Consider the following 22,476-nt stretch of genomic DNA (forward strand, 5'->3'; position numbering starts at 1 on the left):
ACCCCACGATGACAGGTTCGAAGCCCACGCTTCCCCCTTCCGCTCCCGACCGGCAGCGCCGCTCGCTGTTCGCGGCCGTGGCTGCGTCCGCGCTGGCCTGGACCGGCACGCGGGCGGCCGCGCAGGCCGCGCCGACCGCCCCCGCGGCGCCACCCGCCGCGCCCATGCCCGCCACCTGCCACCCCGCCGCCGACTGGAACGCCTTCGTCGCGCGCCACGTCCAGCGCGACGGCCGCGTGATCGACTTCAACTCGCCGCAGCAGCACTCGACCTCCGAGGGCCAGTCCTACGCCATGTTCTTCGCGCTGGTCCACAACGACCGCGAACTGTTCGCGCGCGTGCTGGGCTGGGCCGAGACCAACCTCGCGAACGGCAGCGTCGCGAAGAACCTGCCGGCCTGGCAGTGGGGCCGCAAGCCCGGCGGCGGCTGGGGCGTGCTCGATCCGAATCCCGCCTCAGACGCCGACCTCTGGATCGCCTATGCGCTGATGGAGGCCGGCCGGCTCTGGAACGAACCGCGCTACGCGAGCATGGGCCGCAGCCTGCTGGCGCTGGTGGCGCGCGAGGAGGTGGTCTCGCTGTCGGGCTTCGGCCGCATGCTCCTGCCCTGGCCCAAGTCGGTGGCCAGCGGTTCGGTGTGGCGGCTCAACCCGAGCTACATGCCGCTGCAATTGCTGCGCTATTTCCAGCACGCCGATCCGCAGGGGCCCTGGGCCGCGGTGGCCGACAACACGGTGCGCCTGCTCGCGGCCACGGCGCCGCGCGGCTTCTCGCCCGACTGGTGCGCCTGGTCGGAGGATGCGCGCGCCTTCGTCGCCGACCCCGAGAAGGGCACGGTCGGCAGCTATGACGCGATCCGCGTCTACCTCTGGGCCGGCATGCTGGCCGAACAGTCGCCCGACCGCCGGGCGCTGCTGCAGGCCCTGGCGGGCCCGAAGCGCCTGCTGGCCGACCGGCAGCCGATCCCCGAGCTGGTCGACACCGCCACCGGCACCGTGCGCGGCATGGGACCGCTGGGTTTTGCCGGCGCGCTGCTGCCCTACCTGAAGGCGCAGGACATGCCCGAGGCGCTGGCCACCGAGCTGGCGCGCCTGCCCAATTCGCGCGCCGACGGCCAGCCGTCGACCGCCCTGCTTCCCTACTACGAACAGATGCTGCTGCTCTTCGGCCAGGCCTGGCTCGACGGGCGCTACCAGTTCCTCCGGAACGGCCAGCTGCAAACCTCATGGAGACTGCTATGTCGACCCACCCGCACGGCATGACATCGCCGCGCCCGACCCGGTTGCGCCGCGCTCCGGCGGGCCTGCCCTCCGCGCGCTGGCTGGCCTGCCTGGGCCTGTTCGCCACGCTGGGCGCCGCCAATCCGGCGCACGCCCAGGCCGACGCCGCCACCGCGCTGATCGAACAGGGCAACTACTGGCAGTCGCAGGGTCGCGCCGACCTGGCCGAGGAAAGCTGGCGCAAGCTGCTCAGCGTGAATCCGCAGTCGGCCGACGCGATGTACGGCATGGCGCAGGTCGAGCTCTCGCGCGGCAACGCCGAGCCGGCGCGCAGCTGGATCGCGCGGCTGCGCGCCGCCGCGCCCAACGATCCGCGCCTGTCGCGGCTGCAGCAGCAGGCGCAGAACCCCGGCCAGGGCAGCCTGCTGCAGCGCGCCCGCGCGGCGGCGCGCGCCGGCCGCGCGGCCGAGGCGGTGCAGCTGTACCGCGACCAGTTCGACAACCGGCCACCGCCCGAGGCGCTGGCGCTCGAGTACTACCAGACGCTCAGCAGCACGCCGCAGGGTGCCGACGAAGGCCGCCGCGGCATCGAGCAGCTGGTGCGCGAATACCCCGAGAACGCCAGCTACAAGCTCGCGCTCGCGCAACTGCGCACCTACAGCGAGAGCACGCGGCGCGAAGGCATCCGCAGCCTGGCCGAGTTGTCGAAGCAGCCGACCGTGGGCGCGGCCGCGCGCGCGAGCTGGCGCCAGGCGCTGATCTGGCTCGACGCCCGCGCGCCCGACATGCCGCTGTACCGCGAGTTCCTCGCCAACAACCAGAACGACACGGCCGTGGCCGCGCGCCTCGAGGCGCTCGAAAGCGGCCGCACGACTGCGGCCTCGGGCCCGGGCGTGCCGCTCGGCGAGGGCTACCGCGCGCTCGACCGCGGCGACCCGGCGACCGCCGAGCAGCGCTTCCAGCAGGCGCTGCGCGCCAAGGCCGACGACAGCGAGGCACTCGGCGGCCTGGGCCTGGTGCGGCTGCGCCAGGAACGCTTCGCCGAGGCGCAGCAGTACCTCGAGCAGGCCGCGCGCGGCGGCAACACCAAGTGGAATTCGGCACTGCAGAGCGCCACCTACTGGAACCTCGTGAACCAGGCGCGCGCCGCGCAGGGCCGCAACGACCTGCGCAGCGCGCAGTCGCTGCTCGAGCGCGCCGTGCGCATCGATGCGCGCGAGCCCGTGGGCCAGGTCGCGCTGGCCGACCTGCGCGCCGCCGCCGGCGAACTGCCGCAGGCCGAACAGGGCTACCGCCGCGTGCTCGAGAGCAAGCCCTCGGACGGCCAGGCCCTGCGCGGCCTGATCGCGGTGCTGGGCCGCCAGGGCCGCGCCGACGAGGCACTCGAACTCTCGCGCCGCCTCACGCCCGAGCAGGCAGCCCAGCTCGGCGGCCTGCGCGACATCCAGGTCGAGCAGGCGCGTGCCAAGGCGAAGCAGCAGGCCGATGCCGGCGACGGCGCCGGCGCGCAACGCACGCTCGAGGACGCCATGCTCGCCGCGCCCGACAGTCCGTGGGTGCGGCTGGATCTCGCCAACATCTACCGCCGCCAGGGCCTGGTGGCCGAGGCGCGCGGCGTGATGGAAGGCCTGCTGATGTCGCAGCCCGACATGCCCGACGCCCTGTTCGCGAGCGCCCTGCTGGCCTCCGAGACCGGCGATGCCGCCGCCGGCATGCAGTACCTCGAGCGCATCCCGGCCGGCTCGCGCACCCGCGAGATGGCCGCGCTGCAGCGCCGCCTCTGGGCGCAGTCGCAGGCGCAGCGCGCGCAGGCGCTCGCGCGCCAGGGCCAGGTCGATGCCGCGCGCCAGCTGCTGGGCCAGGCCGAGGCCTCGCTGAGCAGCGACATGCCGAGCGAGATCTTCGGCCAGCTCGCGGGCGCCTATGCCGACATCGGCGATGCGCCGCGCGCGCTCGCGATGAGCCGCCAGTTGCTCGCGCGCACGCCGACGCCGACCGTCGCCAACCGCCTGCTCTATGCCTCGGTGCTGCTCAAGACGCGCCAGGACATCGAGCTGTCGGCCGTGCTGCGCCAGCTCGCGAGCACCAGCATGACCTCGTCCCAGCGCGCCGACTTCGATGCGCTGCGCATCGCCTACGCGCTGCGCCAGACCGACGCGCTGCGCGAGGCCGGCAACCTCGAGGCCGCCTACAACGCGATGGCGCCGGTGCTGGCCGAGCGGCCCGACGATCCGAAGGCGCTGGCCGCGCTCGCGCGGCTCTATTCGGCCGCGCGCGACGAAGCCCAGGCGCTGGCGCTCTACCAGCGCGTGCTGCAGCGCAGCCCGACCGACCTCGACACCTTGCTGGCCGCCGCCGCGAGCGCGAGCGCGCAGCGCAACCACGGCGATGCCGAGAGCTACGTGATGGCCGCGCTCAAGCAGGCGCCCGACGAATCGCGCGTGCTGACCGCGGCCGGCCGCGTCTACCGCAATGCCGGCGACAGCCGCAAGGCCGAGCAGTACCTGCGCGCCGCGGTCGAGGCCGACAGCCGGCTCGCTTCGGGCGGTGCCCCGGGCGCGCCCGGCGTGCCGGGCGGCCTGCCACCCGCGAACCCCTTCGCCGGCATGACCGGCGGCGCCGCGAGCACCGCGCTGCCGGTGCCCGCGGGCGCAGGCGGCAATCCCTTCGCGCAGGCGCGGATGCAGCCGGTGGCCTATGCACCGGCCTCCACCGCGGGCGCCTACCCGGCGACCTATCCCGTGCAATATCCGGCCTATGCGGCCGCCCCGGCGAACGCGGGCTATCCGGTCGCGGCCGCGCCGGGCGCCACGCCCTGGCCGACGACGAACGCGCAACCCGCGGCCACCGCCAAGGGCCGCCGCACGGCCGGCACCACGGACGCCACCGCGCCGGCCGCGAACACGCGCACCGCCGCGCGCGCGGCCAACACCCCCCAGGCCACGGCCTACATCGCGCCGCCGTTGCAGCAATACCCGGCGGCCGGCACGCAGACGCTGGCCCCGGTCTACGCCCAGGCACCGCAGCCCTATGTGCAGGGCGGCGGCCTGCTGCCGCTGCCTCGCCCGGGCTCGGCGCAGGTCGACGCCGGCTGGAATGCCGCGCCGCGCGCCCAGCCGCCGGCCGATTCGGCCGCGGCGGAGCTGCGCGAGCTCGAGGCCGCGCGCTCGGTCACCCTCACCGCGGGCACCGTGTTCCGCAACCGCGCGGGCGAAGCGGGCCTGAGCCGGCTGACCGACTTCGAGATTCCGTTCGAGGCCCGCTTCCCGGTCGGCGACGGCAAGATCGTCGTGGGCGTCACGCCCACCTTCCTCGATGCCGGCTCGCCCGCGGGCGACTGGGCCACCGCCAGCCGCTTCGGCGGCGGTCCCGGCTCGGCCTTCACCGGCCTGATGAACGGCACCACGGCCGGCCAGCAGAACGCGGCCGGCCTGGGCCTGAGCGTGGGCTACGAGGGCACGAACTTCGGCGCCAGCATCGGCACCACGCCACTGGGCTTCCAGCAGGTCAACCTGATCGGCAACGTCTCCTTCAAGGGCGCCTTCGGCGACTCCTGGTCGTACAAGGCCGACCTGTCGCGCCGGCCGGTCACCGACAGCCTGCTGTCCTTCGCGGGCGCGAAGGACGAGCGCACCGGCGAGCGCTGGGGCGGCGTGGTCGCCACCGGCGCGCGCGGCGACATCGGCTACGACGACGGCACCTACGGCTTCTACGGCTATGGCGCGCTGCACGGCCTCACGGGCAAGAACGTGGCGAGCAACTCGCGCTTCGAGATCGGCGGCGGCAGCTACATCCACCTGCTGAGCGAGCCCGGCAACAAGCTCACGCTGGGGCTCAACCTCGGCATCATGGGCTACGAGAAGAACCTCAGCTACTACACCTTCGGCCATGGCGGCTACTTCAGCCCGCAGAGCTTCGTGAGCCTCGCGCTGCCGGTGGACTGGAGCGGGCGCAACAACCGGCTGTCGTGGCGCGTCAATGCCTCGCTGGGCGTGCAGGCCTTCAACCAGAAGGACACGCCCTACTTCCCCACCGACAGCAGCCGCAACGGCGATGCCGGCCGGGCCGCCGCCGGCGCGGCCGCCCTGGGCCTCACCAACGCGATCTACACCGGCCGCTACGCGAAGACCTCGAAGACCGGCCTGGCCTACAACCTCGCCGCGGTGCTCGAGTACCAGCTCGCGCCCAAGATGTTCCTCGGCGGCTCGATCGGCCTGAACAACGCGCAGGACTACCGGCAGTTCACCGGCAGCCTCTACCTGCGCTACGTGTTCGACGGCTCGAGCACGCTGGGCGTGCCCACGGGCACGACGCTGCGGCCGCTGGTGTCGCCCTACACGCCGCTGCTCTGACCGGCGAGGCGCCACGAAGAAAAACCGCGCGGCCCCGAGGGGGCTCGCGCGGTTTCCTGTTCGTTGGGCGCGCTCAGCCGCCCGAGGCCGGCGCCCCCGCCACGGGCAGCGCCTGCGCGTAATGCGGGAGCGGGGCCCACAGCGGCTCGCGCTCGAAGTCCTTCACCCATTGCGGAATGTCGCAGGCCGCCAGCGGCATCGAGATGCCATAGCCCTGGGCCAGCGCGCACCCCATCTCGAGCAGCGCCCCGCCGATCTCCAGCGTCTCCACGCCCTCGGCCACGGGCGTGCGGCCCAGCGCCTTGAGCAGCGCGAGGATGCCCTGCACGATCGCGCGGTCCTGCTCGCTTTCGAGCATGCCGCGGATGAAGGACTGGTCGATCTTGACCGAGGACACCGGCAGCTGGCGCAGGTAGGTCAGCGACGAATAGCCGGTGCCGAAGTCGTCGATGGCCACCGGCACGCCCAGGCCCTTGCAGGCCTCGACGAAGCGCGCCACGGTGGAGAACTTGCTGATCGCGGTGGTCTCGAGGATCTCGAGCTCGAGCGTGCCGGCGCCGAGCTTGGGAAACTGCGCCAGGTGCTGCGCGAGCCGGTCGACGAAGTCCCAGCGCATCATGTGGCGCGGGCTCACGTTCACGCTGATCGCGGTGCGCAGTCCGAGCGCGCGCCATTCGTAGGCCTGCCGCAGCGCCGCGCCGATCACCCAGTCGCCCATGCGCTCGGCGAGCTCGTCGCCCTCGGTGAGCGGCACGAACTGGCCGGGCTGCAACAGGCCGCGCTCGGGATGCTGCCAGCGGATCAGCGCCTCGACGCCCACCATCACGCCGCGCTGCATGTCGACCTTGGGCTGGTAGCAGAGGAAGAATTCGTCGCGCTCCAGGCCTTCCTGGATGCGCTGGCGCGCGCGCACCATCTGTTCGTCGGCATGGGCCTGCGGCGCGTCGAAGTAGTGCACGTCGCCCGCGCGCTTGGCGAAAAAGGCCGCGTGGCTGGCCTGGCGCAGCGCGAGTTCGGGCGGCGGACCGCTGGCATCGAGCAGCCGCGCGCCGAGGCTGGCCTCGAGGTTGACCGCATGGCCGCGCCACTCCCAGGGTTCGGCCAGCGCGGCCAGCATGCGTTCGAGCACCTGGTGGCACTGCGAATTGCCGATGCCCGCGAACACGGCCGCGAATTCGTCGCCGCCGACATGGGCCAGCAGGCCCTCGCGCGGCAGCTGGGCCTTGAGGCGGCGGCGCGCTTCTTCGAGCGCGGCGTTGCCGCCCGCCATGCCCAGGCGCTGGTTCACGTCGGCGAAGCGGTCGAGGTCGATGAAGCAGACGATGGCCAGGCGCTTGCCCTCGCGGGCCCAGTCGGCCAGCAGGGGGCGCAGCACCTCATCGGGGGGAAGGCGTTTGAGTCCGGAATCCGGCAGGGCCATGGCGGGAGGTTGCTTGGTCGACAAAGGGCTGAGTCCGGAAAATCGCAATCTATTGTTCTCTCAAAACTGACCGTGGAGCGATCCGGGCGGGTCGAATTGTGACGTTCGCGGTCTTCGCGCAACACCGTGGCATCGAAGCAGGACCAAAGCATTCGCGGATGCGGTGCCCTGGAACCGGGGAAGCGAGGTCGAGCCGGCAGGTCTTTCTTATTGGCAGCTCGCCCCCACGATGCGGCCCGAGGGCTCGATCCGCACGTTGAGGCGGGTCGGATCGAGCACGGGATCGGGCGGGTCGGTGGCGAGCACGGTGCGCGCGAACCTGGCGCCGCTGCGCTGGCGCATCTCCTCGAGCAGCGGCTGGGTGGCGCGCAAACCCAGCGCGAAGCGCACGCCCTCGGCCAGGCAGCTTTCGGGCGGCGGCGCGAAGGCCGGCGGCTCCGGCACTTCGGAGGTGAGAGGACGGTCCTTGGGCGGCGCCTGGCAGCCGGCGGCCAGCAGGAGCAATGCCGCGAGAGAGAGCCAGTGTCGGCCGTGGATGCGCATTCGGGGGTTCCTTGAACGGGGCGTAGCTTAGTCGCGCCCGGCCGCGAATTCGGGCGATTTCGGTCAAACGAGAACAAAAGTATCGACAAAATTCACGATCTCCCTACCAGATTCCAGAGGGAAAACGTTTGCTTGATCTTGGCATGCGATCCGGCGCGCAGTCCAGCGGCGATGACGCGCCGATCGCCGACTGTGCCATCGGCGCTTGCCACCGTATCCTAGGAGCACCCGGCCCGGCGCCGCCTTCCGAACCCTGGACACACACCGATGAGCCCTGCCTCCAAGACCGCGGCACCCGCCGCCCTCCCCGGCCAGCCCGCGCCGCACGACCTGCTGGTGAACGTGCCGCGGCTGGTCTCGGCCTACTACAGCGGCCGGCCCGATCCCTCGGTGCCCGCGCAGCGCGTGGCCTTCGGCACCTCGGGCCACCGCGGCTCTTCCTTCGACAACGGCTTCAACGAATGGCACGTGCTCGCGATCAGCCAGGCGATCTGCGACTACCGCAGCCAGAAAGGCATCGACGGCCCGCTGTTCCTCGGCATCGACACCCATGCGCTCTCGACGCCGGCCTTCAACAGCGCGGTCGAGGTGCTGGCGGCCAACGGCGTCGAGCTGATGCTTTCGCAGGACGATGAATACACGCCCACGCCCGCCGTCTCGCACGCGATTCTGGTCTACAACCGCGGCCGCAGCAGCGGCCTGGCCGACGGCATCGTCATCACGCCCTCGCACAACCCGCCCGAGAGCGGCGGCTTCAAGTACAACCCGCCCAACGGCGGCCCGGCCGGCACCGACATCACCTCGGCGGTCGAGGCCGCCGCCAACGGCTTCCTGGCCAACGGCCTGCAGGGCGTGAAGCGGCTGCCGCTGGCGCAGGCGCTCCAGGCCTCGACCACGCACCGGCACGACTACCTCAACACCTATGTGGAAGACCTGGCGCAGGTGCTCGACATGGACGCCATCCGCGACGTGCCGATCGCGCTGGGCGTCGATCCGCTGGGCGGCGCGGGCGTGCACTACTGGCCCGCGATCGCCGAGCGCTACAAGCTCTCGCGCCTGACGGTGCTGAGCCAGGAGGTCGACCCGACCTTCCGCTTCATGTCGCTCGACTGGGACGGCCGCATCCGCATGGACCCCTCCTCGCCCGATGCGATGCACCAGCTGATCGCGCTCAAGGACCGCTTCGGCATCGCCTTCGCCTGCGACACCGACCACGACCGCCACGGGGTGGTGGCGGGCAGCAGCGGCCTGATGCAGCCCAACAGCTACCTCGCGGTGATGATCGACTACCTCTACACGCACCGCCCCGGCTGGCCCGCCGCCGCGGCCGTCGGCAAGACGGTGGTGAGCAGCCGCATGATCGACCGCGTGGCCCAGCGCCTGGGCCGCCGGCTGTACGAGGTGCCGGTGGGCTTCAAGTGGTTCGTCGACGGGCTGGTCGACGGTTCGCTGGCCTTTGGCGGCGAGGAAAGCGCGGGCGCGACCTTCCTGCGCCGCGACGGCACGGCCTGGACCACCGACAAGGACGGCATCGTGCCGGCGCTGCTGTCGGCCGAGATCGCCGCGCGCACCGGCCGCGATCCGGGCGAGCGCTATGCCGAGCTCACGCAGGCGCTGGGCCGGCCGGTCTCCGACCGCGTCGACGCGGCGGCGACGGTCGAGCAGAAGAAGCGGCTGTCGAACCTGTCGCCGGCGCAGATTCGCTCGACCGAACTCGCGGGCGAGAAGATCGTCGAGGTGCTGAGCCATGCGCCCGGCAACGGCGCGGCCATCGGCGGCGTGAAGGTGGTCACGGAGAACGGCTGGTTCGCCGCGCGTCCCTCGGGCACCGAGAACATCTACAAGATCTACGGCGAGAGCTTCCAGGGCCGGGAGCATCTCGCGCGCATCCTCGAGGAAGCGCAGCAGGTGGTGGACGGCGCGCTCGCGGCGCCCTGAAACCGGTCGCGCGATGCGCACGCTGCCCCTGCGCCTCTCGCCCGGCGACGACCTGCGCGCGGCGCTCGACCGCGTGCTCGCGCAGCAGGCGGTGGACGCGGCCTTCGTGCTCTCGGGCATCGGCAGCCTGCGCGGTGCGCGGATCCGCTTCGCGGGCGCACCCGAGCCCTCGGCGCTCGAAGGCGATCTGGAGATCCTCACGCTCGCGGGCTCGCTCTCGCCCGACGGCTCGCACCTGCACATCAGCGTGGCGGACGCGCAGGGCCGCGTCTGGGGCGGCCATGCGGCGCCGGGCTGCGTGGTGCGCACCACCGCTGAAGTGTTGCTGGCGCTGCTGCCCGCATGGCGCTTCTCGCGCGAGCACGACGAGGCCACGGGCTATGCCGAACTGAGGATGCGCGAGAAACCGCTGGATCGCGACTGAGCCAGGCGGGCTGCTCAGTGCGGCTTGTCGTTGAGGTCGTACTTCATGACGCGGCCATGCCGCCCCTCGATGTCGCGCTCGACCTCGTAGACATCGCCGCTGTCCGGGCGGCGCTGCGCGAGCACCGCATCGAGCGCCGCGAGGTCGGCCGCATCGAGCTGCAACGCGAGCATGCGCAGGTGGTCGGGCAGATGGTCGCCGCGGCGCACGCCGACGATCACGGCCGCCACCTCGGGCTGCGCGAGCACCCAGCGCATCGCGACCGCCGACAGCGAGGTGCCGTGCCGCCGCGCGATCTGCTGCAAGGCTTGCAGCAGTGCCTGGAACAGATCCCAGCCGCCGAAGTCGTCGATGATCAGCTTGTACTTGACCAGCGAGCGGTTCTCCAGCGGCTCGGCCGGTTCGCTCGCGCCGAGCCAGCGTTCCGAGAGAAAGCCGCCGGCCACGCTGCCGTAGCACAGCAGCTTCACGCCGGCCTGCGCGCACCAGGCCGCGAGCCGCGCGCGCGGCCGCTGGTCGAGCAGCGAGTACTGCACCTGCATGCTGCGCAACGGCAGGCCCGCGTCGCCCAGTTCGCGCGCGCGCCGCGTGTCGAAGTTGGTGCCGCCCAGCAGCTCGATCTTGCCGGCGCGCTGGAGCTCGGCGAGCCAGTGCGCGACCTCGACGTAGCGCGGCACGCGGTAGTCCCACCAGTGGAACTGCACCAGGTCGAGCCGCTCCACGCCGAGGCGGCGCAGCGAGCGGTCGATGGTCTGCTCGACCTGGCGCTTGTCGATGGTCGAAAGCAGCGCGAGGTCGGGCACGAACTTGGTGTGCACGCGCAGCTGCGCAAGGCTGTCGGCGCCGTGGCGCGCGCAGTGCTCGCGGCGGAACTCGCCGATCAGTTCCTCGACGCCGGTGTAGATGTCGGCGCAGTCGAAGGTGGTGATGCCGGCCTGGTAGTAGGCCGACATGTCGGCGATGGCCGCGGCGCGGTCGATGCCGCCATGGCCGCCGGCGAGCTGCCAGCCGCCCTTGAGCATGCGCGAGATGGAATAGCCGGGGGCGAGTTCGGTGCGGGGAACGGTGCTCATGGTCGAAGGTCGGAAGGGTGGACCACGGCCGTGGTGTCGGCGTGGCGGAAGACGCGCGTGCCGATGCGCGTGATGCGCAGGCGCGAGGGACAGTTCGGGTCTGGACAGGCGATCTCGGCGTCGGTGCTCATCCAGTCGTTGCCGTCGGTGGCGCGCTGCTTGGCGGCCAGCAGCGGCAGCACCGCGCCCAGCGAGTAGATCGAGAAGCCCTGCCCCGGCGGCAGGTGCAGCATCTCGCCGCGCAGCTCGAAGTGGTCGCCGGGCTGGCCGCAGTAGATGCGCGCGCCCTCGGGCGCGACCACCTCGACGCGCAGGTCGTGCAGCGTGAAGCTGCGCTCGGCGGCGGGATCGGTCGGTGTGCTCATGGGAGGCTCCTGCTCAGGGATTGGGCGGCGTCACCGACAGGATGATTTCGGTCGGCGCCTGCGAGGCGTTCATGTAGCGATGCGGCAGCCGCGCGTCGAAGGAGATGCTCTCGCCGGCCTGCACCGGGTAGTCGACGCCCGCGACCTGCGCCACCAGCGCGCCGGCCACCACGTAGACGCACTCGGCCGAGGCATGGCCGCGCGGTTCGTCGGCCGACATCTGGCCCGGCTGCAGCACGGCGCGCAGCACCTCGAGCTGGCCCACGCCGGCGGTCAGCCGCTCGTAGGCGACCTGGCCCTGCGGCGCCGTGAGCATCGCGCGCCGTCCCGGCCGGCTGACCCAGACGGTGGGCGGCGCGGGGTCGGAGAACAGCGAGGACACCGATTCGCCGAACACGCCCGCGAGCCGGCGCAGGGTTTCGAGGCTGGGGTCGGTGACCGCGCGCTCGATCTGGCTCAGCAAGGTGGCCGACACGCCGGCCTGGGCCGCGAGCTCGCGCAACGAGAGGCCGCGTGCGGTGCGCAGTTCCTTGAGCCGTTCGCCGATCATGGGTGGGAATTTCCTTTTGTGCAGTGTGACAGCACGAATGAGTCAATGCTATGTGCCATGACGGTGCACGTCAAGCTGGCTGAATGCCCAGGATCGATGCATTATTTACAAGGAAAACCCGAACTCGCCCCGCTTGTGCTCCGTGCACTTTCGCTGCACACTCCGCGCCCATCTCGTGCAGCAGCACTTCACAGGAGTTTCGAATGGCCGGCCCGTCTCCCTCCTCCACCGCATCGCCTCCGCGCCGCCGCGCCTACCGATGGCTGCTGGCCTTCCCCTTCGTCTGGCAGGCCGGCCTCGCGCCCGTGGTCAACGACATCGCGCTGCGGCCCTTCGGCCTGCCGTTCCCGATGGCCTGGCAGATGGCGGGTATCGTGCTCACGAGCGTGGCGATCGCGCTGGTGTTCCGGCTCGACGCGCGCCATGGCGTGGAGGACGAGGAAGCCGACTTCCTCGCGCGGCACCAGGACGCCGGCACCGACGGCCACGGGAGCGCGCGATGAAGCTCGCGATCGTCCTGGCCATCCTGCTCGCCACGGTCGCGGGCGCCATCGCCTACGGCCGCCGCACACGGCGCGCCGCCACCCTGGCCGAATGGGCCGTGGGCGGCCGCAGCCTCGGCACCCTGCTGTTCTGGTTCATGAACGCGGGCGAGGTGTACACCACCTTCGCGGTGCTCGGCATCTCGGGCTATGCCTGGGCGCTGGGCGCGCCGGCCTACCTGGCCTTCTGCTCGGTGTCGATGAGCTATGCGGTCGGCTACTGGCTGATGCCGAAGATCTGGCGCGCGGGGCGCATCGGGCGCCTGCTCACGCAGTCCGACTTCTTCGCCGCGCGCTACGAGGCGCCCTGGCTCGGCGTGCTTACCGGCGTGGTCGGCATCGCCTCGCTGGTGGTCTACGTGCAGATCCAGCTCGTGAGCCTGGGCCTGATCGTGCAGCTCACGCTCGACGGCGCGGTATCGAGCGAGGCCGCGACCATCGGCGCGGGCCTGTTGATGATCGCCTTCGTGTTCGTGGCCGGCGTGCGCTCGGCGGCCTTCGCGGCCGGCGTGAAGGACGTGCTGATGGTGCTGGTCGTGGTGCTGCTGAGCGTGACGGTGGCGAGCAAGGTGGGCGCGGCCTCGCTGCTCGACCTGTTCGCGATGGCCGAGGCCAGGCACCCGGGCATCGGCAGCTTTCCGGGCCTCGATGCGAGTTCGCCGACCACCGCGATCTGGCTCATGACCTCGGCCATCAACATCGCGCTGGGCAACTGGGTGTTCCCGCACCTGTTCCAGATGTCGTACACGGCGCACAGCGCCACCGCGATCCGGCGCAACGCAATCTGGCAGCCGATCTACTCGCTGGCCTATTTCTTCATCATCCTGCTGGGCTTCGCGGCGCTGATCGCGGGCACGCAACCGCCGGGCGGCAGCCTCAACGCGGCGCTGCTGCAGTTCGTGTCCGACCGCTATCCGGCCTGGACCGTGGGCCTGCTCGCGGGCACCGGCTTCCTGCTGGCGCTGGCGCCGGGCTCGCTGCTGCTGCTGACGGCCGGCTCGATCTTCACGCGCAACGTGGTGCGGCCCTTCAGGCCCGCGCTCGGCGAAGGCGCGGCACTGGCGCTGTCGCGCGGCTCGCTGGTGTGCTTCGCGGCGATCGCCGTGTGGTTGTCGATCAGCCAGAAGGGCTCGCTGGTGAAGATCCTGCTCGACGCCTATTCGGCCATCGGCATGCTGGCGCCCGGCGTGTTCCTCGGCTTCCTCTGGAAGCGCACCAGCGCGCTCGGCGTGCTGGCCGGGCTGATCGCGGGTTTCGCGGCCCTGCTCGCGCCGCCGGCCGCGAAGTTCTGGGCCACCGCGCTGCCGCAATGGGAGGCCGGGTTGATCGCGATGGCGATCAATGCGGCGGTGGTGGTGGCCGTGAGCCTGGTCACGCAACGGCCGCGCGCCGCCGCGCTGGCACTGGGGCAACTCGACGACGGGGCACCGCGCGCACCCCGCAGCCTGCCCGCGCGGGCCGCCTGAACGCGCGTCAAGCCTCCAGCATCTCCACGCGCAACGTCGCGACCGCGCCGGCCACGGCCGGGTGCGACTGCAGCGCATGCACCGCGAGATCGAGCGCGCCCTGCGCCATCGGCTCGGTCAGCACCAGCACCTGCGCACCGGCCGCGCAGGGCGCGGCCAGCGTCACCCGCCGCACGGGCACCTGCTGGCTCGCGAGCCAGGCCGTCACGGCCTCGATGCCGCCGGCCGCGTGCACCGGTACGCGCAGGTAGTGCGCGCTGCGCACCGCCGCGCGCGGCAGCACCTCGAGCGCATTCATCGCATGCGCATGGAAGCCCAGGTGCGGCACGCGCTGCGCGGCCGGGGTGCCGGCCAGCCGGGCCACGTCCACCAGGTCGGCGATCACGGCCGAAGCGGTCTGCTCCGAGCCGGCACCGGCGCCGTAGTACATCGTCACGCCCGAGGCATCGCCCTTGACCATCACCGCGTTCATCGAGCCGTTCACATGCGCCATCAGATGCTCGGCGGGCACCAGCGCGGGCTGCACGCGCAGCTCGACGCCCTCCTCGCGGCGGCGCGCCACGCCCAGCAGCTTGACGCGAAAGCCCAGCTGCTCGGCGCAGGCCACGTCCAGCCCCTGCAGCGCCGTGATGCCCTCGGCCTGCACGTCGGCGAAGCGCAGCGGCATGCCGAAGGCATTGGCCGCGAGCAGCGTGAGCTTGTGGGCCGCGTCGATGCCCTCGATGTCGAAGGTCGGATCGGCCTCGGCATAGCCGAGCGCCTGGGCCTGCGCGAGCGCGGCCCCGAAGTCCAGGCCCTCGTCGCGCATCTTGCTGAGGATAAAATTGGTGGTGCCGTTGACGATGCCCGCCACCCATTCGATGCGGTTGGCCACGAGGCCTTCGCGCAGCGCCTTCACGATCGGGATGCTGACCGCCACCGCACCCTCGTAGGCCACCGCCACGCCGTGGCGGCGCGCGGCCTCGAAGATCTCGCCGCCATGCTCGGCCAGCAGCGCCTTGTTGGCCGTCACCACGTGCTTGCCGTGGGCGATCGCGGCCAGCACCCAGTCGCGCGCCGCGCCGGTGCCGCCGGCCACCTCGACCACCACGTCGAGCTCGGGATGGGTCGCGACGCGCATCGCGTCGTCGGTGAGCGCCACGCCCTCGCCCACGATGCCCGCGGCGCGCGCGAGGTTGCGCGCGGCCACGATGACGATCTCGATGCCGCGGCCGGCGCGCGCGGCGATCTGGTCGTGGTTGCGCGCCAGCACGCGGAAGGTGCCCGAGCCGACGGTGCCGATGCCGATCATGCCCACGCGCAGCGCTCGCATGGCCTGGCTGGGCACGACGGTTTCTAGGGACTGGACGGGATCGCGGTACATGGGCTTCTCCAAACGACAAAAACAAAAACCCAGCTGCCAGAGCTGGGTTTCATTCGTTCGGGGGAAGAGCGATCACCAGGTGGCTGCCGGAACGGCCACCTGCGCGTGCTCAGGTGGCCGCGGTGGTAATGGTGGTAATCATTCGTGCATCCATTGCCCATCCGGTCCGCGCGAAAGCGGACGGCATCATGCGGCCCATGCGGGCGGCGCTCGATGCGAAGGCGGGGTGGAAACACGACATGGGGGCGGAGTGTACAGGACGCCTCAGGCCGGCTCGGCCTGGACCACGCGCGGCACGGCCGACAGGCGCCCCTCGAGCCACACGCTGTAGCGCGAGAGCCCGAAGCACAGCAGCCAGTAGATCGCCGCGATGAACAGGTAGCCCTCGAGGTAGAACGGCCGCCAGGTCGGATCGCCGCCGAGCGACAGGCCGAGCGCGCCCGTGAGCTCGAACAGCCCCACCACCGTGACCAGCGAGGTGTCCTTGAGCGTGCCCACCACGTTGTTGGTCAGCGCCGGCACGACCAGCCGCAGCGCCTGCGGCAGCACGATGTCGCGCTGCACCGGCCAGCGGCCGAAGCCCAGCGCCATCGCGACCTCGGTCTGGCCGCGCGGCACGGCCTGCAGGCCGCCGCGAATGATCTCCGCCAGGTAGGCGGCCACGAACAGCGACAGCCCGGCCAGCACGCGCACCAGCACGTCGGGCTGCCAGCCCGCGGGCCACAGCAGCGGCAGCAGGAACGAGGCCATGAACAGCACCGAGATCAGCGGCACGCCGCGCACCAGCTCGATGTAGCTCGCGCAGAGCGTGCGCACCACCGGCCAGCCCGAGCGGCGCCCGAGCGCCAGCAGCAGCGCGAGCGGAAAGGCCAGCGCCAGCCCGACCACCGCGAGCCCGATGGTCAGCGGCAGGCCGCCCCAGCGGTTGGTCGGCACGTGGCTCCAGCCGAACGCGCCGCCGCGCATCAGCAGCACGAAGGCCGCGAGCGCCAGCAGCCACAGCGCCGGCAGCCACCAGCGCCAGCTGCGCGGCCAGGCGCTGAGCAGCGTGACCGCCGACAGCAGCGCGACCGCGATCGCGGGGCGCCACTGGTCTTCATAGGGGAAGCGGCCGAACAGCATCGGCCGCCATTTCTCGGCCACCACGCCCCAGCAGGCGCCGTGCCGCACCGCGCGGCAGGCCTCGGCATCGGGGCGGAACACCGCGTGCACCACGGCCCAGTCGACCAGGTGCCAGCCGGCCCAGGCCAGCAGCCCCGCGAGCAGCAGCGTGGCGAGCGTGCGCAGCGGCGAACCCCAGAGTTCGTGCCGCCAGGCGATCGGGCCTCGCACGACCCTCATCGCCAACCTCGCAGCGCGACGCGCGCGTTGTAGCGGTTCATGCCCAGCGAGATCACGAGCGACAGCAGCAGGTAGACCGCCATGATGATCGCGATGCACTCGAAGGCGCGGCCGTTCGCGCCGATGGTGGTGTTGGCCACCGACACCAGCTCGGGATAGCCGACCGCCACCGCGAGCGAGGAGTTCTTGACCAGGCTCAACACCTGGTTGGTGAGCGCCGGCACGATCACGCGCAGCGCCTGCGGCAGGATCACGATGCGCAGCTGCTGCACCGGCGAGAAGCCCATCGCCTGCCCCGCGAGCACCTGCCCCTGCGACACCGACAGGATGCCCGCGCGCACGATCTCGGCCACGAAGGCGGCCGAGTAGAGCGACAGGCCCGCGACGATGGTCACGTACTCGGGGCTCAGCGCCGCGCCGCCGTTGACGCCGAAGTCGCCGCGCTCGGGCCATTCGAGGTGCGTGGGCCACCAGCCGCCCTCGCCCGCCACCGGCCACGGCACGCTGAGTCCGCCCTTGCTGAGCCACACGCCCGGCAGCAGCCGCACCGGCTCGGTCGGGTCGGGCAGCAAGTTCGCCATCACGAAGGCCAGCATCAGCAGCTGCACCAGCAGCGGCACGTTGCGCAGCAGCTCGACGTAGGCGGTGCAGATGCCGCGCACCAGCACGTGCGGCGCGAGCCGCCCGATGCCGATCAGGGTGCCGAGCAGCACCGAGAACACGACCGCCGGCACCGCGGCGCGCACGGTGTTGACGAGGCCGGCGAGGAAGGCCCGCCACGACGGCTGGCTGGCCTCGAAATCGAGCCAGCCCTCGCTGATCGCGAAGCCCGCGGGCTCGCTGAGGAAGTCGAAGCCCGAGCGCACGCCGCGCGCGCGCAGCACCTCGAGCGCGTGGTGCACGACCCAGAAGGCGCCGGCCACCACGGCCAGCACCAGGAGCACCTGCACGGCCCAGGCCAGCCAGGCCGAGCGGCGTTCACCGCCCGCGGCCCGCAGGCTCATCGCACCGGCGGTGCGTAGATCAGGCCGCCCTTGCTCCAGAGGTTGTTGGAGCCGCGCGGCAGCTTCAGCACCGACTTCGGTCCGACGTTGCGCTCGAAGATCTCGCCGTAGTTGCCCACGGCCTTGATCGCGCGATAGGACCAGTCCTTGTCGAGGCCCAGCAGCTTGCCGAGGTCCTCGCCGGCGCCCAGCAGGCGCTGCTGCGCGGGGTCCTTGCTCGAGGCCTTGAGCTGTTCGGCGTTGGCCTCGGTGATGCCGGCCTCCTCCGCCTCGATCAGCGCATTGGGCACCCACTTGGCGATCGCGAACCATTCGTCGTCGCCGCGGCGCACCAGCGGCGCCAGCGGTTCCTTGGAGATCAGCTCGGGCAGGATCAGGTAGTCGTCGGGGTTCTGCGCCTCCTTGTTGCGCAGGCCGGCGAGCGCCGAGGCGTCGGTGGTGAAGGCCTGGCAGCGGCCCGAGAAGAAGGCCTTGAACGAGGCCTCGAAGCTCTCGAACACGACCGTCTTGACGGGGATGTTCTGGGCCCGGAAGTAGTCGGAGACGTTCTTCTCGTTGGTGGTGCCCGACTGGGTGCAGATGGTCGCGTTCTTCAGTTGCTTAGCGCTCGTGACCTTGAGCTTCTTCGGCACCAGGAAACCCTGGCCGTCGTAGTAGGTGATGGTCGTGAAGTTGAAGCCCAGCGAGGCGTCGCGCGTGAGCGTCCAGGTGGTGTTGCGCGCGAGGATGTCAATCTCGCCGGCCTGCAGCGCCGAGAAGCGCTGCTGCGAATTGAGCGGCACGAACTCGACCTTCTTCGCATCGCCGAGCACGGCCGCGGCGATCGCGCGGCAGGTGTCGACGTCGAGGCCCGACCAGTTGCCCTGCGTGTCGGGCGCCGAGAAACCGGCCACGCCGTTGGTCACGCCGCACTTGAGGCTGCCGCGCTGCTTGACCGCGTCGAGGGTCTTGCCGGCAAAGGCGGGCGCGGCGGCGACCAGCGCGGCGGCGGTCGCCGCCAGGGCGAAGGCGGATCGGAATCGGGGCGTCATGGATGGGTTCTCCTCAGGCAAAAAGGCAGTGTACGAGGCGGCGCGCCGGGCCGCCAAGGAACAGGCGGTTGGATGCATATGCGAAGCCCGTGCATGCGCCATGGATGCCTGATCCGATGCATGCCGTTTCTTCACTACCATACGGCCCTCGCAACATTTCGAACCATCACCGAGGAACCCCGACCATGTTCAAGTCCGACGACACCGGCAAGCTCATTCTTCGCGTCGCCCTGGGCATCCTGATCCTGCTGCACGGCATCGCCAAGGTGAGCAAGGGCGTGGACGGCATCGGCGGCATGCTGGCCTCGCACGGGCTGCCGGGCGTGCTGGCCTACCTGGTCTACGTGGGCGAGATCGTCGCGCCGGTGCTGCTGATCATCGGCCTGTACACGCGGCCCGCTGCCGCGATCGTGGCGATCAACATGCTCGTGGCGATCTGGCTGGTGCACCGCAAGGACCTCGGCGCCCTCAACGGCCAGGGCGGCTGGGCGCTCGAGCTGCAGGGCATGTTCCTGTTCGCGGCCATCGCGCTCGCGTTCACGGGCGGCGGCCGCTTCGGGCTCAACAACAAGTAGTCCGGCTCAATCGTCGTCGGCCGCGTCGAGGCCCGGGAACAGGACCTCGGTGTAGCCGAAGCGCGAGAAGTCGCGCACCCGCATCGGATAGAGCTTGCCCAGCAGGTGGTCGACCTCGTGCTGCACCACGCGCGCGTGGAAGCCGCTGGCCGTGCGGTCGATCGGGTCGCCGTAGGGATCGAAGCCCGTGTAGCGGATGTTCGAGAAGCGCGGCACCACGCCGCGCAGTCCCGGCACCGACAGGCAGCCTTCCCAGCCCTCTTCCTCGGCCTCGCCGATCGGCGTGATGACCGGGTTCAGCAGCACGGTGCGCGGCACCGGCGGCGCATCGGGATAGCGCGGATTCACGACGTCGGTGCCGAAGATCACCAGTTGCAGGTCGACGCCGATCTGCGGCGCCGCGAGGCCGGCGCCGTTGACCGCATGCATGGTCTCGAACATGTCGCGCACCAGCAGGTGCAGTTCGTCGGTGTCGAAGGCGGTGACCGGCTGCGCGATGCGCAGCAGGCGCGGATCGCCCATCTTGAGGATTTCGTGGATGGCCATGGCGCGGATTATCGCGACGGCACTCGCGCCCCGCGACGCGCCCGGCCTTTCGCGGCCGCCTTACTGCTGGTGCGGCGAGCCCGGGGCGATGTTCTGCGGCACATAGCCCGGCATGCCCGGCAGGGCGCCCGGCACGCCACGCCCGGTGCCGGGGGTCACCGGCACGGTCCGCTGCGGCGGCAGCCCCACGGGCGGCGCGACGACCGGCGGGCGGCCACCGCCCCAGCCCGGACGCCCGCCGCCGCCGTTCCAGCCCGGACGCGGCGGGTAGGGATAGCCGGGGCGCCCGTAGTAGGGCCGGTCGCGGTAGTAGGGACGGCGGTCGTAGTACGCCCCGCCATTGATGTAGACCGGCGCGGGCTGCACCACCACCGGGTCGGAATAGTAGGGATCCGAGTAGCCCCCGCTGTAGTACGGATCGCCGGGCACCGCGACGCAGCCGGTGAGCAGCGCGAGGCCGCCGGCGGCGAGGCATAAACCGAGAACACGAGTTTTCTGCATGAGGGTCTCCTTGTCAGCCTTCTGCGTTCATTCAACGTACCAGCTTGTAGGCCCTGTTGACTGCGCTGGTGTGAAGTCGCGTAACGGCCGGTAAGGAGGACGCCGTCCTCTCATTCCGCGGCCGGAGGCACGCCGTTGGCGAGTATGTCCAGCATCCGCGCCTCGTCGATCACCTCGACGCCGTTCTCGCGCGCCTTGTCGAGCTTGCTGCCGGCGTCCTCGCCGGCCACCAGGTAGTGGGTCTTCTTGCTGACCGAGCCGGCGACCTTGGCGCCGGCCATCTCCAGTTTGTCCTTCGCCTCGTCGCGGCTCAGCGTAGGAAGGGTGCCGGTGATGACGAAGGTCAGTCCCGCCAGCGGCTTGGGCACGCGCGCCGCGGGCTCGCCCTCCTCCCAGCTCAGGCCGCAGGCGCGCAGTTGCTCGACCACCTCGCGGTTGTGCGGCTGGTCGAAGAAGGTGCGCAGGCTCTGCGCCACCACCGGGCCGACGTCGTTGACCTCGAGCAGCAGCTCCTCGCTCGCGTCCATGATCGCGTCGAGCTTGCCGAAGTGCTTGGCCAGGTCCTTGGCCGTGCTCTCGCCCACGTGCCGAATGCCCAGGCCGAACAGGAAGCGCGGCAGCGTGGTCTTCTTCGAGGCCTCGAGCGCGTCGACCAGGTTCTGCGCCGACTTGTCGGCCATGCGCTCCAGCCCCGCCAGCGTGGTGAAGCCCAGCTTGTAGAGGTCGGGCAAGGTGCGGATCAGGTTGGCATCGACCATCTGCTCGACCAGCTTGTCGCCGAGCCCGTCGACGTAGACCGCGCGGCGCGCGGCGAAATGCAGGATCGCCTCCTTGCGCTGGGCACCGCAGAACAGCCCGCCGGTGCAGCGGTAGTCGGCCTCGCCCTCCTCGCGCACGGCGTCCGAGCCGCAGACCGGGCACTTGCGCGGCATGGTGAAGACGGCGCCGCGCTCGCCCTCGGGCCGCGCCAGGCTCTCGGGCGTGACGCCCACCACCTCGGGGATCACGTCGCCCGCGCGGCGCACGATCACCTTGTCGCCCACGCGCACATCCTTGCGGCGCGCCTCGTCCTCGTTGTGCAGGGTGGCGTTGGTCACGGTCACGCCGCCGACGAACACCGGCGCCAGCTTGGCCACCGGCGTGAGCTTGCCGGTGCGCCCCACCTGCACCTCGATGCCGAGCACCTCGGTGATCTGCTCCTGCGCCGGGTACTTGTGCGCCACGGCCCAGCGCGGCTCGCGCGAGACGAAGCCGAGCTGGCGCTGCAGCTCGACGCTGTCGACCTTGTAGACCACGCCGTCGATGTCGTAGGGCAGGCTGTCGCGCTGGCGCCCGATGTTCTCGTGGAACGCGATCAGCTCGATCGCGCCGGTCGCGCGCGCGGTCTGTATCGCCACCGGAAAGCCCCAGGCATGGAACTGCTGCAGCCAGTCGAACTGGGTCGGGCAGTCGGGCCCGCCCTCGGCCGGCGGCGTGACCTCGCCGAGGCCGTAGGCGAAGAAGCTCAGCGGCCGCTCGGCGGCGATCGCCGGGTCGAGTTGCCGCACCGCTCCCGCGGCCGCGTTGCGCGGGTTCACGAACACCTTCTCGTTCTTCTGGCCGGCCGCGATCCTCTGCCGCTGGCGCTCGTTGAGCGCCTCGAAGTCGGCGCGCTTCATGTAGACCTCGCCGCGCACCTCGACCACCGGCGGCGCGTTGCCCTTCAGGCGCAGCGGGATCTCGCGCACGGTGCGGATGTTCTGCGTGACCTCCTCGCCGACCTCGCCGTCGCCGCGTGTGGCGGCCTGCACCAGCACGCCGTTCTCGTAGCGCAGGTTCATCGCGAGCCCGTCGAACTTGAGCTCGCAGACGTAGGCGATCTGCGGACCGTCCTCGGCCAGGCCGAGCTCGCGCCGCACGCGCGCGTCGAAGCTGCTGGCGCCGCCGGGCGTGATGTCGGTCTCGGTGCGGATCGACAGCATCGGCACCCTGTGGCGCACCTTGACGAAGCCGTCGAGCGCCTTGCCGCCCACGCGCTGCGTCGGCGAGTCGGGCGTGCGCAGGTCGGGGAACTCGGCCTCGATCGCCTGCAGCCGCTGGAACATGCGGTCGTACTCGGCGTCGGGCAGCGCGGGCGCGTCGAGCACGTAGTAGAGATGGGCGTTGTGATGGAGCTTCTCGCTCAGGTCGGCGGCTTCGCGGGCCGCTTCGTCGCGCGTGGTCATGGGGTGTCTTCCGAAAAA

Annotated in this window: 19 protein-coding genes; 7 read left to right on the forward strand and 12 right to left on the reverse strand. The window is 71.4% G+C overall.

Going from position 1 to position 22,476, the window contains the following annotated elements; genetic code table 11:
* The first annotated feature begins 8 nt into the window (after nucleotides 1–8).
* Nucleotides 9–1,262 (forward strand): cellulose synthase complex periplasmic endoglucanase BcsZ, encoded by a 1,254-nt coding sequence (bcsZ, locus tag AC1HIL_RS20890; RefSeq protein ID WP_479669918.1) that lies wholly within the window; start codon nucleotides 9–11, stop codon nucleotides 1,260–1,262.
* Nucleotides 1,238–5,572, forward strand: coding sequence for a cellulose biosynthesis protein BcsC (locus AC1HIL_RS20895; protein ID WP_479669919.1), 4,335 nt, complete (start codon nucleotides 1,238–1,240; stop codon nucleotides 5,570–5,572). Before bcsZ ends, AC1HIL_RS20895 begins: the two co-directional genes overlap by 25 nt.
* Nucleotides 5,573–5,645: 73 nt before the next feature.
* On the opposite strand, the gene AC1HIL_RS20900 is transcribed toward AC1HIL_RS20895, so the two are convergent.
* Both AC1HIL_RS20900 and AC1HIL_RS20905 read right to left on the reverse strand, forming a co-directional pair.
* Nucleotides 5,646–6,947, reverse strand: a complete 1,302-nt coding sequence (locus tag AC1HIL_RS20900) for a putative bifunctional diguanylate cyclase/phosphodiesterase (protein ID WP_479669920.1) — start codon at nucleotides 6,945–6,947, stop codon at nucleotides 5,646–5,648.
* Nucleotides 6,948–7,199: 252 nt separating this feature from the next.
* The gene (locus tag AC1HIL_RS20905) at nucleotides 7,200–7,535 is read right to left on the reverse strand and encodes a hypothetical protein (RefSeq protein ID WP_479669921.1); all 336 of its coding nucleotides are present in this window, start codon (nucleotides 7,533–7,535) and stop codon (nucleotides 7,200–7,202) included.
* Nucleotides 7,536–7,802: 267 nt separating this feature from the next.
* Here AC1HIL_RS20905 and pgm point away from each other — a divergent pair, with 267 nt between their 5' ends.
* Together pgm and AC1HIL_RS20915 are read left to right on the forward strand one after the other, a co-directional pair.
* On the forward strand, nucleotides 7,803–9,473 hold the full coding sequence (pgm, locus tag AC1HIL_RS20910; RefSeq protein ID WP_261205641.1) for a phosphoglucomutase (alpha-D-glucose-1,6-bisphosphate-dependent): 1,671 nt from the start codon (nucleotides 7,803–7,805) through the stop codon (nucleotides 9,471–9,473).
* 13 nt (nucleotides 9,474–9,486) lie between these two features.
* The gene (locus AC1HIL_RS20915; RefSeq protein WP_413763467.1) at nucleotides 9,487–9,897 is read left to right on the forward strand and encodes a PPC domain-containing DNA-binding protein; all 411 of its coding nucleotides are present in this window, start codon (nucleotides 9,487–9,489) and stop codon (nucleotides 9,895–9,897) included.
* 14 nt (nucleotides 9,898–9,911) lie between these two features.
* On the opposite strand, the gene AC1HIL_RS20920 is transcribed toward AC1HIL_RS20915, so the two are convergent.
* From AC1HIL_RS20920 to AC1HIL_RS20930, 3 genes are read right to left on the reverse strand one after another with little or no spacing between them, the layout of a single operon-like run.
* Nucleotides 9,912–10,970: an aldo/keto reductase gene (locus AC1HIL_RS20920; protein WP_479669922.1), complete on the reverse strand. Its 1,059-nt coding sequence runs from the start codon at nucleotides 10,968–10,970 to the stop codon at nucleotides 9,912–9,914.
* Entirely contained in the window at nucleotides 10,967–11,335 is a 369-nt protein-coding gene (locus AC1HIL_RS20925) for a TIGR04076 family protein (protein ID WP_057596942.1), read from the reverse strand. The genes AC1HIL_RS20920 and AC1HIL_RS20925 overlap by 4 nt, the downstream gene beginning before the upstream one ends.
* A gap of 13 nt (nucleotides 11,336–11,348) precedes the next feature.
* Nucleotides 11,349–11,885 (reverse strand): helix-turn-helix domain-containing protein, encoded by a 537-nt coding sequence (locus AC1HIL_RS20930; RefSeq protein ID WP_093342133.1) that lies wholly within the window; start codon nucleotides 11,883–11,885, stop codon nucleotides 11,349–11,351.
* A gap of 203 nt (nucleotides 11,886–12,088) precedes the next feature.
* On the opposite strand from AC1HIL_RS20930, the gene AC1HIL_RS20935 reads away from it, so the two are divergent.
* Both AC1HIL_RS20935 and AC1HIL_RS20940 read left to right on the forward strand, forming a co-directional pair.
* Nucleotides 12,089–12,388 carry a DUF3311 domain-containing protein gene (locus tag AC1HIL_RS20935; RefSeq protein WP_057596940.1) on the forward strand — a complete coding sequence of 100 codons (300 nt, stop codon included), beginning with the start codon at nucleotides 12,089–12,091 and terminating at the stop codon, nucleotides 12,386–12,388.
* A complete protein-coding gene (locus AC1HIL_RS20940; RefSeq protein WP_479669923.1) occupies nucleotides 12,385–13,893 on the forward strand; it encodes a sodium:solute symporter family protein in 1,509 nt (502 codons plus the stop codon). Before AC1HIL_RS20935 ends, AC1HIL_RS20940 begins: the two co-directional genes overlap by 4 nt.
* Before the next feature lie 7 nt (nucleotides 13,894–13,900).
* On the opposite strand, the gene AC1HIL_RS20945 is transcribed toward AC1HIL_RS20940, so the two are convergent.
* From AC1HIL_RS20945 to AC1HIL_RS20960, 4 genes are all read right to left on the reverse strand, one after another.
* On the reverse strand, nucleotides 13,901–15,256 hold the full coding sequence (locus AC1HIL_RS20945; RefSeq protein WP_296733521.1) for a homoserine dehydrogenase: 1,356 nt from the start codon (nucleotides 15,254–15,256) through the stop codon (nucleotides 13,901–13,903).
* 264 nt (nucleotides 15,257–15,520) lie between these two features.
* A complete protein-coding gene (locus AC1HIL_RS20950) occupies nucleotides 15,521–16,597 on the reverse strand; it encodes an amino acid ABC transporter permease (protein WP_479669924.1) in 1,077 nt (358 codons plus the stop codon).
* Nucleotides 16,594–17,601, reverse strand: a complete 1,008-nt coding sequence (locus AC1HIL_RS20955; RefSeq protein WP_057596934.1) for an amino acid ABC transporter permease — start codon at nucleotides 17,599–17,601, stop codon at nucleotides 16,594–16,596. The genes AC1HIL_RS20950 and AC1HIL_RS20955 overlap by 4 nt, the downstream gene beginning before the upstream one ends.
* Nucleotides 17,598–18,632 carry an amino acid ABC transporter substrate-binding protein gene (locus tag AC1HIL_RS20960; protein WP_057596933.1) on the reverse strand — a complete coding sequence of 345 codons (1,035 nt, stop codon included), beginning with the start codon at nucleotides 18,630–18,632 and terminating at the stop codon, nucleotides 17,598–17,600. The genes AC1HIL_RS20955 and AC1HIL_RS20960 overlap by 4 nt, the downstream gene beginning before the upstream one ends.
* A 185-nt stretch (nucleotides 18,633–18,817) precedes the next feature.
* Between AC1HIL_RS20960 and AC1HIL_RS20965 the strand changes: the two genes are divergently transcribed.
* Nucleotides 18,818–19,207, forward strand: a complete 390-nt coding sequence (locus AC1HIL_RS20965) for a DoxX family protein (RefSeq protein WP_057596931.1) — start codon at nucleotides 18,818–18,820, stop codon at nucleotides 19,205–19,207.
* A gap of 6 nt (nucleotides 19,208–19,213) precedes the next feature.
* On the opposite strand, the gene def is transcribed toward AC1HIL_RS20965, so the two are convergent.
* From def to ligA, 3 genes are all read right to left on the reverse strand, one after another.
* Entirely contained in the window at nucleotides 19,214–19,753 is a 540-nt protein-coding gene (def, locus tag AC1HIL_RS20970) for a peptide deformylase (protein ID WP_057596930.1), read from the reverse strand.
* Between the two features lie 60 nt (nucleotides 19,754–19,813).
* Nucleotides 19,814–20,254, reverse strand: a complete 441-nt coding sequence (locus AC1HIL_RS20975; protein WP_261205632.1) for a hypothetical protein — start codon at nucleotides 20,252–20,254, stop codon at nucleotides 19,814–19,816.
* Between the two features lie 110 nt (nucleotides 20,255–20,364).
* On the reverse strand, nucleotides 20,365–22,458 hold the full coding sequence (gene ligA, locus AC1HIL_RS20980) for an NAD-dependent DNA ligase LigA (RefSeq protein ID WP_479669925.1): 2,094 nt from the start codon (nucleotides 22,456–22,458) through the stop codon (nucleotides 20,365–20,367).
* Nucleotides 22,459–22,476: the final 18 nt, after the last annotated feature.

The organism is Variovorax sp. ISS6 (assembly GCF_056523145.1).

Bases quoted from the DNA above. Each gene is read 5' to 3' on its own strand.
- AC1HIL_RS20975 (WP_261205632.1), bottom strand. From the start codon at position 20,254: ATGCAGAAAACTCGTGTTCTCGGTTTATGCCTCGCCGCCGGCGGCCTC.
- bcsZ (WP_479669918.1), top strand. From the start codon at position 9: ATGACAGGTTCGAAGCCCACGCTTCCCCCTTCCGCTCCCGACCGGCAG.
- def (WP_057596930.1), bottom strand. From the start codon at position 19,753: ATGGCCATCCACGAAATCCTCAAGATGGGCGATCCGCGCCTGCTGCGC.
- AC1HIL_RS20945 (WP_296733521.1), bottom strand. From the start codon at position 15,256: ATGTACCGCGATCCCGTCCAGTCCCTAGAAACCGTCGTGCCCAGCCAG.
- AC1HIL_RS20895 (WP_479669919.1), top strand. From the start codon at position 1,238: ATGTCGACCCACCCGCACGGCATGACATCGCCGCGCCCGACCCGGTTG.
- AC1HIL_RS20940 (WP_479669923.1), top strand. From the start codon at position 12,385: ATGAAGCTCGCGATCGTCCTGGCCATCCTGCTCGCCACGGTCGCGGGC.
- AC1HIL_RS20930 (WP_093342133.1), bottom strand. From the start codon at position 11,885: ATGATCGGCGAACGGCTCAAGGAACTGCGCACCGCACGCGGCCTCTCG.
- AC1HIL_RS20960 (WP_057596933.1), bottom strand. From the start codon at position 18,632: ATGACGCCCCGATTCCGATCCGCCTTCGCCCTGGCGGCGACCGCCGCC.
- AC1HIL_RS20915 (WP_413763467.1), top strand. From the start codon at position 9,487: ATGCGCACGCTGCCCCTGCGCCTCTCGCCCGGCGACGACCTGCGCGCG.
- AC1HIL_RS20905 (WP_479669921.1), bottom strand. From the start codon at position 7,535: ATGCGCATCCACGGCCGACACTGGCTCTCTCTCGCGGCATTGCTCCTG.
- ligA (WP_479669925.1), bottom strand. From the start codon at position 22,458: ATGACCACGCGCGACGAAGCGGCCCGCGAAGCCGCCGACCTGAGCGAG.
- pgm (WP_261205641.1), top strand. From the start codon at position 7,803: ATGAGCCCTGCCTCCAAGACCGCGGCACCCGCCGCCCTCCCCGGCCAG.
- AC1HIL_RS20965 (WP_057596931.1), top strand. From the start codon at position 18,818: ATGTTCAAGTCCGACGACACCGGCAAGCTCATTCTTCGCGTCGCCCTG.
- AC1HIL_RS20935 (WP_057596940.1), top strand. From the start codon at position 12,089: ATGGCCGGCCCGTCTCCCTCCTCCACCGCATCGCCTCCGCGCCGCCGC.
- AC1HIL_RS20925 (WP_057596942.1), bottom strand. From the start codon at position 11,335: ATGAGCACACCGACCGATCCCGCCGCCGAGCGCAGCTTCACGCTGCAC.
- AC1HIL_RS20920 (WP_479669922.1), bottom strand. From the start codon at position 10,970: ATGAGCACCGTTCCCCGCACCGAACTCGCCCCCGGCTATTCCATCTCG.
- AC1HIL_RS20950 (WP_479669924.1), bottom strand. From the start codon at position 16,597: ATGAGGGTCGTGCGAGGCCCGATCGCCTGGCGGCACGAACTCTGGGGT.
- AC1HIL_RS20955 (WP_057596934.1), bottom strand. From the start codon at position 17,601: ATGAGCCTGCGGGCCGCGGGCGGTGAACGCCGCTCGGCCTGGCTGGCC.